Source organism: Arenimonas sp., assembly GCF_036275555.1.
Classification (GTDB): Bacteria; Pseudomonadota; Gammaproteobacteria; order Xanthomonadales; family Xanthomonadaceae; genus Arenimonas.
In genome coordinates this window covers 101,796-116,250 of record NZ_DASUDO010000009.1, presented here as the reverse complement: position 1 = coordinate 116,250, position 14,455 = coordinate 101,796, and the positions used below count along the sequence as shown (strand labels likewise).

Below are 14,455 nucleotides of genomic sequence, written 5' to 3'. Positions count from 1 at the left end.
ACCAAGGCTCTAAATCGCTTGATTACTCAATAGACTTAAAGCTTTTGTGGCTAGACGTCTGCAAGAAATGGACTCATCCATCACCCGTCAGGCGCCCGCACAAATTTCCTGCGCACACTGTCAAAGATCTTCATCTCTGCGGAGGGCCTTTCGCCTTCCGCGTCCCGGGCGTTTCGCCCGAGGGAGCCGCACATTATAGAGCAAGTTCCAAGGACGTCAACACCCTCAACCGTCCTTTTTTGCTCCCCCTCCGCCGGCCGACCAAGGCCGGGCGGTGAAGGACCGCGAAGAATAGATGAAGCCAGCGGCTTTGGGAAGCCCCCGGTTCGCTTGACAGTGCGGAGGCGCATCACCGAACGTCGGGGCCATATCCCACGGAGCCACCCATGCGCCTGTTTACCGCCTTCCTGAGCCTGCTGCTGGTGCCCCTGGCGGGCTGCGCTTCGGCGGGGAAGCCCTGGGTGGAGCTGCGCGGCGAGCGCTTCAGCGTGGAGATCGCCGACGACGAGGCCGAGCGCAACCGCGGCCTGATGTTCCGCGACCAGATGGCCGCCGACGCCGGCATGCTGTTCCTCTACGACATCGAGCAGCCGCTGGCGTTCTGGATGAAGAACACGCGCATCCCGCTCGACATCCTGTATTTCGACGAGGACCGGCGCCTGGTGTCGGCGCGAAGGGGCGTGCCGCCGTGCTCGCTCGGCGATCGCTGCCCGCCCTACCCCAGCGCCGCGCCCGCGCTCTACGTCCTTGAGCTCAATGCCGGCACGGCCGCGCGGCTGGGCGTCACCGACGGTGACGAACTCGTGTTCGGCCCGGGCATCCCGGAGCGCGGCGCACCTTGATTCAACGCCGGAGGGCAACCACATGGGTGGCATGACCAACACGCATCCCCTGCCGGACTGGAACACCCTCGCCACGCTGGGCGATGACGAACTGCCGCTGCTCGACACCGCCCTGCTGATCGCGCGCGACGAGTACCCGGACCTCGACGCCGCCGGCTACGCCGCGCAGGTGGACACCTACGCCGCCGCGCTGCGACCGCAGCTGGAGCAGGACATCGACCTGCCCGCGCGCCTGACCGCGATCAACCGCTACCTGTTCGAGGAGATCGGCTTCGCGGGCAACAACGTCCAGTACGACGACCCGCGCAACAGCTACCTCAACGAAGTCGTCGACCGGAAGCTGGGCATCCCCATTTCGCTGGCGGTGATCCAGATGGAAGTGACGCGCCGGCTCGGCATGCCGCTCGACGGCATCTCGTTCCCGGGACATTTCCTGGTCCGGCTGCCGGTGGATGACGGCATCCTGGTGCTCGACCCCTACAACAAGGGCCGCCCGGTGAGCGCCGATGAATTGCGCGAGCGCGCGTCGCCGCACCTCGGCGGCCAGGCGCCCGACGACCAGCAGCTGCTGCAGATACTGGCGCCCGCGACGCACCGCATGATCCTGATGCGCATGCTGCGCAACCTGAAGGGCCTGTACCTCGAACGCGGTGACTGGGAGCGCGTGGCGCGCAGCGCCGACCGCCTGCTCAAGCTCTCGCCCGACACCGCCGAGGCGCTGCGCGACCGCGGCCTGGCGTACCGCGAAATGGGCTATGCCAAGGGCGCGCGCGAAGACCTCGCGCGCTACCTGCAGCTGCTGCCCGAGGCCGAGGACCTCGACGCGATCCGCACCGCGCTGATCGAACTGGGCAGCGGCAGCGCGCGCCTTAACTGAGCGCGCACCTGCGAAGGCCGGCTCAGCCGGCCGGCACCATCTCGAAATCGTCCTTGCTGACGCCGCAATCCGGGCACACCCAGGTGTCCGGGATGTCTTCCCAGCGCGTGCCCGGCGCGATGCCTTCCTCCGGCAGGCCGTCGGCCTCGCTGTACATGAAGCCACAGACGACGCACATCCAGGTGCGGTAGGCGGCGGTGGTGCTCGTGCTCATTTCATTCTCGCGACTCGGGGACGGCTATCATTCTCGCACCCTACCGGCCGACCTGAAATGAACGCCCCGTCAAGCTGGCCGCGCCGCGGCCTATACCTGCTCACGCCGGACGATCCCGATACCGATCGCTTCCTGGCGCGCGTGCGGCCGGTGCTGGCGGACGGCCCGGTGCTGCTGCAGTACCGCAACAAGGCCGCCGCGCCCGCCGATCGCCGTCGCCAGGTCGAGGCGCTGCTTCCCGCCTGCCGGGCGCTGGGGCTCCCGCTGCTGGTCAACGACGACTGGCGCCTGGCGGCGGAAACCGGCGCCGACGGCGCCCATCTCGGCCAGGACGACGGCTCGCTGGCCGAAGCGCGCCGGGCGCTGGGCCCGACCGCCCTGCTGGGCGCCTCCTGTTACGACCAGCTCGCCCTGGCCGAACGCGCCGCCGCGGCCGGCGCCAGCTATGTCGCGTTCGGCGCCTTCTTCGCTTCCGGCACCAAGCCGCTGGCGCGCAGGGCCGACCTGCAGTTGCTCGCCGACAGCGCCGTGCTGGGCCTGCCGCGGGTGGCCATCGGCGGCATCACCCCGGACAATGCCCCCACCCTGGTGGCGGCGGGCGCCGACCTGCTGGCCGTGATCGGCGGCGTGTTCGAGGCACGCGATCCCGCCGCCGCCGTGCGCGCCTACCGCCGCGCCTTCGACCCCCCTTCCCAACGAGTGAACCCATGAACACCGCGACCAGCCACGACCTCTTCACCCGCGCCCTCGACCTCATGCCCGGCGGCGTGAACTCGCCCGTGCGCGCCTTCAAGTCGGTCGGCGGCGAACCCTTCTTCGCCAAGCGCGCGGAAGGCGCGTACCTGATCGACGTCGACGGCAACCGCTACGTCGACTACATCGGCAGCTGGGGCCCGATGATCGCCGGCCACGCGCATCCCGCGGTGCTCGAGGCGGTGTCGCGGACGATGGTCGACGGCCTGAGCTTCGGCGTGCCCAACGCGCTGGAGGTCACCATGGCCGAAACCGTGCGCAAGCTGGTGCCGTCGATGGAAATGATGCGCATGGTGAACTCCGGCACCGAAGCCACGCTGTCCGCGATCCGGCTGGCGCGCGGCGCCACCGGCCGTACCCGCATCGTCAAGTTCGAAGGCTGCTACCACGGCCACGGCGACAGCTTCCTGGTGAAGGCCGGCTCGGGCGCACTCACCTTCGGCCTGCCGAATTCGCCCGGGGTGCCCAAGGCGCTGGCGGACCTCACGCTCACGCTGCCGTACAACGACTTCGAGGCGGCCACCAAGCTTTTCGACGAAGTCGGCGGCGAGATCGCCGGCGTGATCGTCGAGCCGATCGTCGGCAACGCCAACTGCATCCTGCCGCGCGAAGGCTACCTGCAGCACCTGCGCGCGCTGTGCACGAAGCACGGCGCGGTGCTCATCTTCGACGAGGTGATGACCGGTTTCCGCGTCGCGCTCGGCGGCGCCCAGGCGCGCTACGGCGTCACGCCGGACCTGAGCACCTTCGGCAAGATCATCGGCGGCGGCATGCCGGTGGGCGCCTACGGCGGACGCAAGGAGCTGATGCAGCAGATCGCGCCGGCCGGCCCGATCTACCAGGCGGGTACGCTCAGCGGCAACCCGGTGGCGATGGCCGCGGGCCTGGCCACGCTGGGGCTGGTGCAGGCGCCGGGCTTCCACGAGAAGCTCGAGGCCAGCACGCACGTGCTGTGCGACGGCCTCGAGGCCGCCGCGCGCGAGGCCGGCGTCGCCGTCACCACCACCCGCACCTGCGGCATGTTCGGCCTGTACTTCACCGATCGCCAGGTCGAGACCTTCGAGGACGCGATGGCCAGCGACGCCGCGGCGTTCAAGCGCTTCTTCCATGCGATGCTCAAGCGCGGCGTGTACTTCGCGCCGTCGGCGTTCGAGGCCGGCTTCCTGTCCTCGGCGCACGGCGAGACCGAGCTGCAGCACACCTTCGAAGCCGCGCGTGAAGCCTTCCGCGAAATCGCCGCCTGACCCTGACCTGGAACCCGGAGCCGCCCGCATGACCCGCATCGAAACCCTGGCCGTCCACGCAGGCGGCGAGCCCGACAAGGAAACCGGCGCCGTCGCGCCGCCGATCCACCTCGCCACCACCTTCCAGCACGGCCCCGCCGGCGAACGCCGCGCCGGCTACGAATACCAGCGCGAACAGAACCCCACCCAGGACCGGCTCGAGGCCGTGCTGGCCGCGATGGAGGGCGGCGCCGCGGCCCTGGCCTTCGGCTCCGGCATGGCGGCGATGAACTGCCTGCTCGAGTCGCTGCCCTCGGGCAGCCACTTCCTCTACCCGCGCGACTGCTACACCGGCCTGCGCGCGCTGGCCAACGAATTCCTGCCCGAGCGCGGCGTCACCGGCACCGCCGTGGACATGGGCAACCCCGACGCCGTGCGCGCCGCGCTGCGCCCCGAAACCCGGCTGGTCTGGGCGGAAACGCCGTCCAACCCGCGCCTGGAAGTAAGCGACCTCGCCGCGCTGTCCGCGATCGCCCGCGGCCACGGCGCGCTGCTCGCCTGCGACAACACCTTCGCCACGCCGGTGCTGCAGCGGCCGCTGGCGCTGGGCGCCGACGTGGTGATGCACTCCACCACGAAGTACATCGGCGGCCACAGCGACGTGATGGGCGGCGCGCTGGTGTTCGCGCGCAAGGACGACCTGCACGAGCGCGTCGCCCACCGCCGCCACGTCACCGGCAACATCCTCGCGCCGTTCAGCGCCTGGCTGATCCTGCGCGGCGCCCGCTCGCTGCCGGCGCGGCTGGCCTGGCACGGCCGCAACGCGCAGGCGCTGGCCGAGGCGCTCGCCGCGCATCCGGCGGTCGAGGCGGTGCACTACCCGGGCCTGGCCTCGCATCCGAACCACGCCGTCGCCGCGCGCCAGATGTCCGGCTTTGGCGGCATGCTCAGCTTCCAGCTCAAGGGCGGCCGCGAGGCGGCGCTGCGCGTGGCCGGCGCGCTGAGGCTCGCGATCAACGCCACCTCGCTGGGCGGCCCGGAAACCCTGGTCGAACACCGCGCCTCGGTCGAGGGCGCCAACCCGCACACCGCGCAGAACCTGCTGCGCGTGTCCGTCGGCCTCGAGCACCCGGACGACCTGCTGGCCGACTTCCGCCAGGCGCTGGACGCCGCCCGGTGAACCCGGGCCCGCTGCCGCTGGCCGAGCGCTTCTCGCCGGCGGCGGAGAGCGGCTGGCGCGCGCGGTGGTTCGAGATCATCTTCCGGCACGAGCCCGGCGCGCCGCGGCGCTTCGACCTGCTGCTGATCGGCGCCATCGTCGCCAGCGTGGTGGTGGTGATCCTCGACAGCGAGGCCGGGCTGCACGCGCGCTTCGGCCCTTGGTTCTACGCGATCGAGTGGGGCTTCACCCTGCTGTTCACCGCCGAGTACCTGGCGCGGCTGGCGGTGGTGAAGCATCCGCTGCGCTACGCGCGCAGCTTCTACGGCGTGATCGACCTGCTGTCGATCCTGCCCACCTACCTCTCGCTGGTGCTGCCGGGCAGCCAGGCGCTGCTGGTGGTGCGGATCCTGCGCATCCTGCGGATCTTCCGCGTGCTGAAGCTGATGGAGTACACCGAGGCCGGCGGCCTGCTGGTGGGCGCGCTGTACCGCTCGCGCCGCAAGATCGCCGTGTTCATGCTGGCGGTGCTGACGCTGGTGGTGATCTTCGGCGCGGCCATGTACGTGGTCGAAGGTCCCGAAAACGGCTTCACCAGCATCCCGATCGCGATGTACTGGGCGATCGTCACCATGGCCACGGTGGGCTTCGGCGACATCACGCCCCTGACGCCGCTGGGGCGCTTCGTGACCTCGGTGCTGATCTTGATCGGCTACGGCATCATCGCCGTGCCCACCGGCATCTACACCGCCGAACTGGCGGCCGGGCTGCGCGAGCGCCGCAAGGTGGCCTGCCCGGGCTGCGGGCTGGCCGAGCACGAGCCCGACGCCGCCCACTGCCGCCGCTGCGGGACGGCGCTGCCGCTGGCCTGATCCAAGCGCGCGGTCACCACTGCCCGGTATTGGGCATCGATGCCCATGGCTCGGCCGGGGCCAGCGCTTCGCCCTTCTGCAGCAGCTCGATCGATACCTGGTCGGGCGAGCGCACGAAGGCCATGCGGCCGTCGCGCGGCGGACGGTTGATCACCACGCCGTGCTTTTTCAGCCGATCGCAGGCCGCGTAGATGTCGTCGACCTCGAAGGCCAGGTGGCCGAAGTTGCGGGCCGAGCCGTAGTCCTCGTCGTCGTAGTTGTAGGTCAGCTCGACCTCCACGTCCGGGTTGGCCGGCGCGGCCAGGTACAGCAGGGTGAAGCGGCCCTGCGGGTAGTCCCGGCGGCGTGTTTCCACCAGCCCGAGGGCGTCGCGATAGAAGGCCAGGGACGCGTCCAGGTCGCGGACGCGGACCATCGCATGCAGGTATCTCATCGGCGCAGGGCCTCCTCGAGTTCGGGATCGTCCAGGAAAAAGTCGGGCAGCAGGGGACGCGATGGGTCGACCGCATAGCCTGAGAAGTCGTCCACGCCCGTCTCGCGCAGCACGGTCTCGTCGATGAAGAAGCGGCCGTTCACGTCGCGCGAAGGCCGGACCAGGATGGCGTGCGCGGCGTCGGCCATGATCGCGGGCGTGCGGCCCGCCTCCGACAGGGCGCCGGGGATCATCTTCAGCGCATCGGTGGCGATCACCGTGCGCGGCCACAGCGCGTTCACCGCCACGCCGCGCGGGCCGAACTCGGCGGCCAGGCCGAGGGTGACGAAGCTCATGCCCATCTTCGCCAGCGTGTAGCCGGTGTGCGGGCCCCACCACTTCGGGTCGAGGGTGGGCGGCGGCGCCAGCGTGAGGATGTGCGGGTTGGCGGCCTGCAGCAGGTGCGGCAGGCAGTGCTGCGCGCACAGGAAGCTGCCGCGGCTGTTGACCTGCTGCATCAGGTCGAAGCGCTTCATCGGCGTCTCGAGCGCGCCCTTGAGCCAGATCGCGCTGGCGTTGTTGACCAGGATGTCGATGCCGCCGAAGCGCGCCACCGTGGCGGCGACTGCGGCCTCGACCTGGTCTTCCTCGCGGATGTCGCACTGCAGGGCCAGGCCCTGGCCGCCGGCCGCGTCCACGGCCGCCGCGGCGGTGTGGATGGTGCCGGGCAGCTTGGGGTTGGGCACCCCGGACTTGGCGGCGATGGCCACGTTGGCGCCGTCCCGGGCCGCGCGCAGGGCGATGGCCAGGCCGATGCCGCGCGAGGCGCCGGTGATGAAGAGGGTCTTGCCGCGGAGGTCGGACATGGCTAACTCCTGAACTTTGGTCGCAGTGTAAACCGGCGGACGCGGTGGCCAGCCTATAATCCCGGGCATGGATTCCGCCCGCCTGGACGCCCTCGTCACCTGGATCGGCCAAAACCCGATCGCGGCGGGCCTCGTCATCTTCCTGATCGCCTTCGGCGACGCCCTGGTCATCGTCGGCGTGGCCATCCCGGCGGTGCCGCTGCTGTTCGCGGTCGGCACCCTCGTCGGCCTGGGCCACGTGGACGGCACCTATGCGCTGGTGTGCGCCACGCTCGGCGCGTTCTTCGGCGACGGCATCAGCTACTGGGTCGGCCACCGCTACGGGCCGCAGCTGCGCCAGCGCTGGCCGTTCTACAAGCACCCGCAGTGGCTTGAGCGCGGCGAGCTCACCTTCAAGCGGCACGGCATGAAGTCGATCGTGATGGCGCGCTACATTGGCGCCATCCGGCCCTTCGTGCCCGCCATCGCCGGCATGCTGAAGATGAAGCTGCGCCAGTACGTGCCGGCCAGTGCGCTGGCGGCGCTGGTGTGGTCGGCCACCTTCCTCGCGCCGGGCTGGGTGTTCGGCACCTCGCTCGAACTGGTGGCCGCGGTCGCGGGCCGGCTGGCGGTGGTGCTGGCGGTGGTGCTGGTGCTGGTGGCGGCGATCTGGGCCTTCGTGTTCTACACTTGGCGCTGGCTGGGCGCGCACACCACCGGCATGATCGAGCGCGCGCTGGCCTGGTCGCACCGGCACCCGGTGCTGGGCCGCTATTCCGAGGCCCTGATCGATCCGAACCGGCCCGAATCGGCCTCGCTGCTGCTGCTCGGCGTCGTGCTGCTGGCGGCTGGCTGGGGCTTCTTCCATCTCCTGATTTCGGTCGGCGGCGGCAGCGCGCCTTCGCAGCTCGACATGACGGTGCACCAGCTGATGTTCGGGCTGCGCAACCCGCTGGCCGACATCGCGATGGCCTTCCTCGCCACGATCGGCGACGCCGTGGTGCTGACGCCGGCCGTGCTGGGCGTGTTCGGCTGGCTGCTGTGGCGGCGCCGGCACGTCGCGGCCTGGCACTGGCTGGCGGCGCCGGCCTTCGCGCTGGTGCTGACCTGGTTCCTGGGCTACCTGCTGGACATGCCCAAGCCACCGGCGTCGACGGCCGTGATGGGCTTCAGCTTCCCGTCCGCGTCGGTGACGATGGCGACGGTGGTGTACGGCTTCTTCGCGGTGCTGATCGCGCGCGAACTGCCGGGACGGCGGCGCGCCTGGCCCTACGTGGTGGCGGCACTGGCGGTGTCGCTGCTCGGGTTCTCGCGGCTCTACCTCGGCGCGCACTGGCTGAGCGACGTGCTGGCCGGGATCCTGCTGGGCCTGCTCTGGATCGCCGCGCTCGGCATCGCCTACCGGCGCCGCGTGGTGCGCTCGTTCTGGGTGCGGCCCACGGCCACGATCTTCTTCGTCGCGATCCTGGGCATGGCCACCTGGCACGGCAGCCGCAGCGCCGACGACCTGCTGGCGCGCTTCGACCCGCCGCTGGTGCCGGAACAGGTCGACGGCGAGGCCTGGTGGCGCGAAGGCTGGCAGCGGCAGCTGCCCGCGCGCCGCAATGAACTGCACGGCGGCGACGCCTGGCCGCTGAACGTGCAATTGGCTGGTCCGCTGGACTCGGTGCGCGCGCGCCTGCTGCTGTCGGGCTGGGAAAACTACCGCACCGGCGGCTGGACCGGCCTGCTGCAAACCCTGGACAAGGACGTGACGCCGCGCGAGCTGCCGGTGCTGCCGGCCACGCACCAGGGCCGCGCCGAAGCGCTGGTGATGGTGCGGCGTGGCGCCCATGCCGGCGAGATGGTGGTGCTGCGCCTGTGGGCGACGCCGCTGCGACTGCAGCCGGGCCGCGAGCGCGTGTGGATCGGCACGGTGCACACGCTGCGCTTCACCCGGCGCCTGGATTTCTTCAGCTACTGGCAGGCCCAGCCGGGCGAGGACGCGCTGCTCGAGGGCCTGCACCGCGACATCCCCGGCCTGGATTCGGCGCTGGAGCCGCGCGCCGACGACGCCCAGCGCGTGCTGCGCCTGCGGCCCGCGTCGCGCTGAGGCGGCTTACTCCGGCTGGAAATCCGGCAGCCGGCCCAGCAGCCACTGCAGGCGTTCGTGCGGATCGTCGAGCTGCAGCAGCTGCTGGCGTTCGGTCGGATCCAGCGGCAGCCACTCGGCCAGGCGCCATCCCACGTGCGCCGCCTCGGCGAGCGAACCCTTGCCGACGCCATCGTGCTCGAGGCCGGCCTTGTCGAGGATGCGGGCCAGCAGCACCGACAGCAGCGCGTGCTCGTCGCGCAGCGCCTCCGGCGCGGGCTCGGGCCGCCACGACACGTCGCCCAGCAGCAGGCCGTCGTTGCGCACGCGGGTGCGGTCGACGTGGAAGCGGCGCCGGCCTTCGACCGTGATGCCGAGCAGGCCGTCGTCGGTCATCGCGAAATCCACGATCACCGCCTCGGTGCCCAGCGCGGCCGGGATCGCCGGTTCGCCGGCCTCGCGGCCGTCGAGGATCAGGCAGATGCCGAATCCCTCGCCGCTGCGCGCGCAGCGCTTCACCAGGTCGAGGTAGCGCGGCTCGAAGATGCGCAGCGAGAGCTGCCCACCGGGAAACAGCACGGTGGACAGCGGGAACAGCGGCAGCTCGTGGGTCGGCACGCTCAGCCGGCCAGCGTCGCCAGAAAGCGGCGCGGCGCGCCTTCGAAGCCGCCGTTGGACATGAACACGACGTGGTCGCCGGGCTGCGCGCGCGCCGCGAGCGCCGCGATGAGTTCATCCACGCCCGGCACCGCCTCGCCTTCGCCGCGCAGCGCGGCGACGACCTTGCCCGCGTCCCAGGCCAGCTCGGGCCGGTGCAGGAACACCACGGCATCGGCCTGCGCCAGCGACGGCGCGATCTCGGCCGCGTGCGCGCCCAGCCGCATCGAATTGCTGCGCGGCTCCATCGCCACCAGGATGCGCGCGCTGCCCACGCGCGCGCGCAGGCCCTCGAGCGTGGTTCGGATGGCGGTCGGATGGTGCGCGAAATCGTCGTACACGGTGACGCCGCGCGCTTCGCCCAGCTTCTCCATCCGCCGCTTCACGCTGACGAAATCCGACAGCGCCGGAATGGCGCGCGACAGGTCGGCACCCACGGCGTTCGCGGCGGCGATCGCGGCCAGGCCGTTCATCACGCTGTGCCGGCCCGAGAGCGACCAGCGCACGGTGCCGACCACCACGCCACGGTGCAGCACGTCGAAGTGCGAGCCGTCGGCCGCGTGCAGGCGCGCGGTCCAGTCGAAGTCGCCATCGAGCCCGAAGCGCTCCACCGGCGTCCAGCAGCCCATGTCCAGCACCTGCTGCAGGCTGGCTTCCTCGCCGTTGACGATCAGGCGGCCGCGGCCGGGCACGATGCGTACGAGGTGGTGGAACTGGCGCTGGATCGCGGCCAGGTCCGGGAAGATGTCGGCGTGGTCGAACTCGAGGTTGTTCAGGATCGCCACCACCGGCCGGTAGTGCACGAACTTGCTGCGCTTGTCGAAGAACGCGGTGTCGTACTCGTCGGCCTCGACCACGAACTCGCGGCCGCTGCCGAGGCGCGCCGACACGCCGAAATTCTCCGGCACGCCGCCCACCAGGAAGCCCGGGTCGCGGCCGGCGGCTTCGAGCAGCCACGCCAGGATCGAGGTGGTCGTGGTCTTGCCGTGGGTGCCGGCCACGGCCAGCGTCTCGCGGCCGGGCAGCACGTGTTCGCTCAGCCACTGCGCGCCGGAGGTGTACTTCAGGCCGTGGTCGAGCACGTGCTCGACCGCCGGGTTGCCGCGCGAGAGCGCGTTGCCCACGACCACCACGTCGGTGTCGGCGGCCAGGTACGCGGCGGAATAGCCCGAGGCCAGCCCGATGCCCAGCGCTTCGAGCTGGGTGGACATCGGCGGGTAGACGTTCTGGTCGGAACCATCGACCGCGTGGCCGAGCTCGCGCGCGAGCGCGGCGACGCCGCCCATGAAGGTGCCGCAGATGCCGAGGATGTGCAGTTTCATGCGTGCGATGCGCGGGCCGCGGCGAACCGCGGCGGCGCTCAGCCGACGTCGGGCGTCGGCGCCAGCACTTCGATGATGCGCTGGAGCACGGCGTCCATGCTGCCCACGCCGTCGACGCAGGCCAGGCGGCCGGAGTTGCGGTAGAAATCCACCACCGGCGCGGTGGCCTGGTTGTAGACGTTCAGGCGGTTGCGCACGGCTTCCGGGGTGTCGTCGGCGCGGCCCTCGGCCTGCGCGCGGCCGGCGAGGCGGGTGATCAGCAGCTCGGTGTCCACGTCCAGCTGCACGGCGATGTCCACCGGCTGCTGCAGGCGCGCCAGCAGCGCGTCGAGCGCATTGGCCTGGGCCAGGTTGCGCGGGTAGCCGTCGAGGATGAAGCCGTTGCCGGTGTCGCCGGCGGTGAGGCGCTCTTCCAGCATGCCCAGCACGATCTCGTCGGAGACCAGCTCGCCGGCGGCCATCACGGCCTGCGCCTGCAGGCCCAGCGGGGTGCCCGCCTTGACCGCCGCGCGCAGCAGTTCGCCGGTGGAAATATGCGGCACCTGCAGGTGCTCGCGGAGGCGCGTGGCCTGCGTGCCCTTGCCCGAGCCGGGCGCGCCGAGGAGAACCAGTCGCATGCTTCAAAACCCCTATAAACAAGGACGCACGGCGCCGTCCTCACCCCGTTTGGCTATAGTGGGGCCGCTGACTGGCCGTGCGAATGTGGAAACGCTACTGGCCGGGCCGCTCCAAGTCAATGAAAAACAGGAAAAACCCATGAGCAAAGGAACGCTCCTTTACGCCCAGTCCGGCGGCGTCACCGCCGTCATCAACGCCACCGCCAGCGCGGTGATCCAGGCCGCCCGCGGCCGCAAGGTCAAGGTCCTGGCCGCCCGCAACGGCATCCTGGGCGCCCTGCGCGAGGACCTGGTGGACACCTCCAAGGAGTCCCCGGCCGCGATCCGGGCCCTGGCCCATACCCCGGGCGGGGCCTTCGGGTCCTGCCGCTACAAGCTAAAGTCGCTGGAGGAAGACCAGCCCAAGTACCAGCGCCTGCTGGACGTCTTCGACGCCCACGACGTGCGCTGGTTCCTCTACAACGGCGGCAACGACTCGGCCGACACCGCACTGAAGCTCTCGCAGATGGCGGCCGCCACCGGCTACCCGCTCACCTGCATCGGCGTGCCCAAGACGGTCGACAACGACCTCGTGGTCACCGACTGCTGCCCGGGCTTCGGCTCGGCGGCCAAGTACACCGCCGTCTCGGTGGCGGAAGCCGCGCTGGACGTCGCCGCCATGGCCGACACCTCCACCAAGGTCTTCGTCTACGAAGTGATGGGCCGGCACGCCGGCTGGCTGGCCGCGGCCGCGGGCCTGGCCGCCACCGATAAGGACGCCGCACCGCAGGTCATCCTGTTCCCCGAAGTGGCCTACGACGAGGCGAAGTTCCTGGCCCGGGTGCAGGAGGTCGTGAAGAAGGTCGGCTGGTGCGTCGTGGTGGTGTCCGAAGGCATCCGCCACCCGGACGGCCGCTTCGTCGCCGACGCCGGCGGCGGCAAGGACGCCTTCGGGCATTCGCAGCTGGGCGGCGTTGGCCCGCTGCTGGCCGCCACCGTGAAGGACAAGCTGGGCCTGAAGGTGCACTGGACCGTGCCCGACTACCTGCAGCGCTCGGCCCGCCACCTGGCTTCGAAGACCGACCTCGAGCACGCCCTGGCCGTGGGCCAGGCCGCCGTGGACTATGCGCTGGAAGGCCGCAACGGCGTGATGCCGGTGATCGTGCGCACCTCGCACAAGCCCTATCGCTGGAAGGTCGAGGCCGCCCCGGTGGCGCGCATCGCCAACCGCGAGAAGACCATGCCCAAGGGATTCATCGACCGCAGCGGCTACGGCATCACCGCCGCCTGCCGGCAGTACCTCGAGCCGCTGGTGCGGGGTGAGGCGCCGCCGCCGTACCGGCCGGACGGACTGCCCGATTACGTTCGTCTCAAGCTGACGACCGTGGCGAAGAAGTTGCCCGCCTACGGCTGATCCCCAGGCCGTGCCCTCCGGCCCGGATGGCACGGTGACCGCCGGCACATCCGGGAACGAAAGGCCGCTGGGAGCATACGCCCCCTTTGGCCCCACCCCGTTCCCGGAGACTGCCGTGATACCGAACCGATCCTTGCTCGTCCTGGCCGCCGCGCTGGGCCTCGCGTCCGCGGGCGCCGCCCTGTCGCAGGCGGGCAGCGGCAACCTCTACCGCGTCACCTCGAAGATGGAAATGGTGGGCATGCCCTTCTCCATGCCGGCGACCACGGTGGACGTCTGCGGCCCCAAGGACCAGGCCAGCGAGAAGATGGTGCCGCACGACGAGAACTGCACCATCAGCAACTTCCGCGTGGCCGGCAACAAGTCGAGCTTCGACATGACCTGCCGCGGCGAGAACCCGATGACCGCGCGCGGCGAGTTCGAGCGCCTCGGCCCCGACGCCTACCGCGGCCGCATGCAGATGAAGGGCAACATGGAGGGCGAGCCCGTCGACATGACGATGAACTTCGAGGGCAAGAAGATCCGCGACTGCAACTACGCCACCGAATCCCCCGCCGCGCAGGGCGCCGCGATGATGGCCAAGACCTGCGAGGACATGCTGCGCGAGCCGTCGCCGATGGGCTACCAGAGCTTCGCCGGGCCCAACGCGGTCTGCGCCACCTACAAGCCGCGCTACTGCAGCGCGATGCTGGCGCAGTCGGTGAACCCGGAGTTCATCCGCACCAACGACCAGATCATCCGCCAGTCGCCCGCCGGCTACCCGAGTTTCTGGGATGCGTTCGCGGCCTGCGGCACCTCGCGCCAGGCGGCGCTGGCCAAGGCCTGCCCGATGGCGGAGAAGAACCGCGACTTCAACTTCATCACCGCGTATTGCCCGAGCCTGGTGGCCAAGGCCTGCGCCAGCGCGGATGCGCGGACCGACGCCGAGTTCGTCGTGGCCAGCTGCCCGGTGCAGGCCAAGGCCGCCGCCGCGGCGCACTGCGCGGGTCGTGACTACACCGCGATGCGCGCATCGCCGTACGCCGGTTTCTGCGGGCGTTACGCCGGCGGCCAGCTGCAGCAGCGCAATGCCGGGGCCGCCACGCCGACGCCGGCGGCTGCGCCGACGCCGGCCCCCGCGGCCGAAGAAGCGCCGAAGAAGCCCTCCTGGCGCGACCGCCTGCGCGACGCCAAGGACAAGCTGACCGGCGAGGACTGA

15 protein-coding genes are annotated in these 14,455 nt (G+C 70.8%); 9 read left to right on the top strand and 6 right to left on the bottom strand.

Annotated elements, in window-relative coordinates; all coding sequences use genetic code 11:
• The first annotated feature begins 386 nt into the window (after positions 1-386).
• Together VFV21_RS03130 and VFV21_RS03125 are read left to right on the top strand one after the other, a co-directional pair.
• Positions 387-842 carry a DUF192 domain-containing protein gene (locus tag VFV21_RS03130; protein ID WP_329668028.1) on the top strand — a complete coding sequence of 152 codons (456 nt, stop codon included), beginning with the start codon at positions 387-389 and terminating at the stop codon, positions 840-842.
• Between the two features lie 31 nt (positions 843-873).
• A complete protein-coding gene (locus tag VFV21_RS03125; RefSeq protein ID WP_329668027.1) occupies positions 874-1,719 on the top strand; it encodes a SirB1 family protein in 846 nt (281 codons plus the stop codon).
• A 22-nt stretch (positions 1,720-1,741) separates the two neighbouring features.
• Here VFV21_RS03125 and VFV21_RS03120 read toward each other — a convergent pair whose 3' ends face one another.
• Positions 1,742-1,933 carry a rubredoxin gene (locus VFV21_RS03120; RefSeq protein WP_290887464.1) on the bottom strand — a complete coding sequence of 64 codons (192 nt, stop codon included), beginning with the start codon at positions 1,931-1,933 and terminating at the stop codon, positions 1,742-1,744.
• A gap of 57 nt (positions 1,934-1,990) precedes the next feature.
• Here VFV21_RS03120 and thiE point away from each other — a divergent pair, with 57 nt between their 5' ends.
• The 4 genes from thiE to VFV21_RS03100 are packed head-to-tail and all read left to right on the top strand — an operon-like array spanning position 1,991 to position 5,940.
• On the top strand, positions 1,991-2,644 hold the full coding sequence (thiE, locus tag VFV21_RS03115) for a thiamine phosphate synthase (RefSeq protein WP_329668026.1): 654 nt from the start codon (positions 1,991-1,993) through the stop codon (positions 2,642-2,644).
• Complete coding sequence (gene hemL, locus VFV21_RS03110; protein ID WP_329668025.1) at positions 2,641-3,930, top strand: glutamate-1-semialdehyde 2,1-aminomutase; 1,290 nt, start codon at positions 2,641-2,643, stop codon at positions 3,928-3,930. Before thiE ends, hemL begins: the two co-directional genes overlap by 4 nt.
• Before the next feature lie 28 nt (positions 3,931-3,958).
• Positions 3,959-5,089 (top strand): trans-sulfuration enzyme family protein, encoded by a 1,131-nt coding sequence (locus VFV21_RS03105; RefSeq protein WP_329668024.1) that lies wholly within the window; start codon positions 3,959-3,961, stop codon positions 5,087-5,089.
• The gene (locus VFV21_RS03100; RefSeq protein ID WP_329668023.1) at positions 5,086-5,940 is read left to right on the top strand and encodes an ion transporter; all 855 of its coding nucleotides are present in this window, start codon (positions 5,086-5,088) and stop codon (positions 5,938-5,940) included. Before VFV21_RS03105 ends, VFV21_RS03100 begins: the two co-directional genes overlap by 4 nt.
• Before the next feature lie 13 nt (positions 5,941-5,953).
• Here the strand turns inward: VFV21_RS03100 and VFV21_RS03095 are convergent, their stop codons facing one another.
• Both VFV21_RS03095 and VFV21_RS03090 read right to left on the bottom strand, forming a co-directional pair.
• Entirely contained in the window at positions 5,954-6,373 is a 420-nt protein-coding gene (locus tag VFV21_RS03095) for a VOC family protein (protein ID WP_329668022.1), read from the bottom strand.
• Positions 6,370-7,218 (bottom strand): NAD(P)-dependent oxidoreductase, encoded by an 849-nt coding sequence (locus VFV21_RS03090; protein WP_329668021.1) that lies wholly within the window; start codon positions 7,216-7,218, stop codon positions 6,370-6,372. Before VFV21_RS03090 ends, VFV21_RS03095 begins: the two co-directional genes overlap by 4 nt.
• Before the next feature lie 67 nt (positions 7,219-7,285).
• On the opposite strand from VFV21_RS03090, the gene VFV21_RS03085 reads away from it, so the two are divergent.
• Complete coding sequence (locus VFV21_RS03085) at positions 7,286-9,289, top strand: bifunctional DedA family/phosphatase PAP2 family protein (RefSeq protein WP_329668020.1); 2,004 nt, start codon at positions 7,286-7,288, stop codon at positions 9,287-9,289.
• A 6-nt stretch (positions 9,290-9,295) separates the two neighbouring features.
• On the opposite strand, the gene VFV21_RS03080 is transcribed toward VFV21_RS03085, so the two are convergent.
• The 3 genes from VFV21_RS03080 to VFV21_RS03070 are packed head-to-tail and all read right to left on the bottom strand — an operon-like array spanning position 9,296 to position 11,864.
• Positions 9,296-9,892, bottom strand: a complete 597-nt coding sequence (locus VFV21_RS03080; protein ID WP_414638464.1) for an LON peptidase substrate-binding domain-containing protein — start codon at positions 9,890-9,892, stop codon at positions 9,296-9,298.
• Positions 9,889-11,247: a UDP-N-acetylmuramate:L-alanyl-gamma-D-glutamyl-meso-diaminopimelate ligase gene (gene mpl / locus VFV21_RS03075; RefSeq protein WP_329668018.1), complete on the bottom strand. Its 1,359-nt coding sequence runs from the start codon at positions 11,245-11,247 to the stop codon at positions 9,889-9,891. Before mpl ends, VFV21_RS03080 begins: the two co-directional genes overlap by 4 nt.
• Before the next feature lie 38 nt (positions 11,248-11,285).
• A complete protein-coding gene (locus VFV21_RS03070) occupies positions 11,286-11,864 on the bottom strand; it encodes an adenylate kinase (protein WP_290887428.1) in 579 nt (192 codons plus the stop codon).
• Between the two features lie 139 nt (positions 11,865-12,003).
• On the opposite strand from VFV21_RS03070, the gene VFV21_RS03065 reads away from it, so the two are divergent.
• Positions 12,004-13,257 (top strand): 6-phosphofructokinase, encoded by a 1,254-nt coding sequence (locus VFV21_RS03065; protein WP_329668017.1) that lies wholly within the window; start codon positions 12,004-12,006, stop codon positions 13,255-13,257.
• Between the two features lie 133 nt (positions 13,258-13,390).
• A complete protein-coding gene (locus VFV21_RS03060) occupies positions 13,391-14,455 on the top strand; it encodes a DUF3617 domain-containing protein (protein WP_329668016.1) in 1,065 nt (354 codons plus the stop codon).

Coding starts and splice junctions, on each gene's coding strand:
- VFV21_RS03095 (WP_329668022.1), bottom strand. CDS start 6,373: ATGAGATACCTGCATGCGATGGTCCGCGTCCGCGACCTGGACGCGTCC.
- VFV21_RS03130 (WP_329668028.1), top strand. CDS start 387: ATGCGCCTGTTTACCGCCTTCCTGAGCCTGCTGCTGGTGCCCCTGGCG.
- thiE (WP_329668026.1), top strand. CDS start 1,991: ATGAACGCCCCGTCAAGCTGGCCGCGCCGCGGCCTATACCTGCTCACG.
- VFV21_RS03125 (WP_329668027.1), top strand. CDS start 874: ATGACCAACACGCATCCCCTGCCGGACTGGAACACCCTCGCCACGCTG.
- mpl (WP_329668018.1), bottom strand. CDS start 11,247: ATGAAACTGCACATCCTCGGCATCTGCGGCACCTTCATGGGCGGCGTC.
- VFV21_RS03120 (WP_290887464.1), bottom strand. CDS start 1,933: ATGAGCACGAGCACCACCGCCGCCTACCGCACCTGGATGTGCGTCGTC.
- VFV21_RS03105 (WP_329668024.1), top strand. CDS start 3,959: ATGACCCGCATCGAAACCCTGGCCGTCCACGCAGGCGGCGAGCCCGAC.
- VFV21_RS03090 (WP_329668021.1), bottom strand. CDS start 7,218: ATGTCCGACCTCCGCGGCAAGACCCTCTTCATCACCGGCGCCTCGCGC.
- VFV21_RS03065 (WP_329668017.1), top strand. CDS start 12,004: ATGAGCAAAGGAACGCTCCTTTACGCCCAGTCCGGCGGCGTCACCGCC.
- VFV21_RS03070 (WP_290887428.1), bottom strand. CDS start 11,864: ATGCGACTGGTTCTCCTCGGCGCGCCCGGCTCGGGCAAGGGCACGCAG.
- VFV21_RS03085 (WP_329668020.1), top strand. CDS start 7,286: ATGGATTCCGCCCGCCTGGACGCCCTCGTCACCTGGATCGGCCAAAAC.
- hemL (WP_329668025.1), top strand. CDS start 2,641: ATGAACACCGCGACCAGCCACGACCTCTTCACCCGCGCCCTCGACCTC.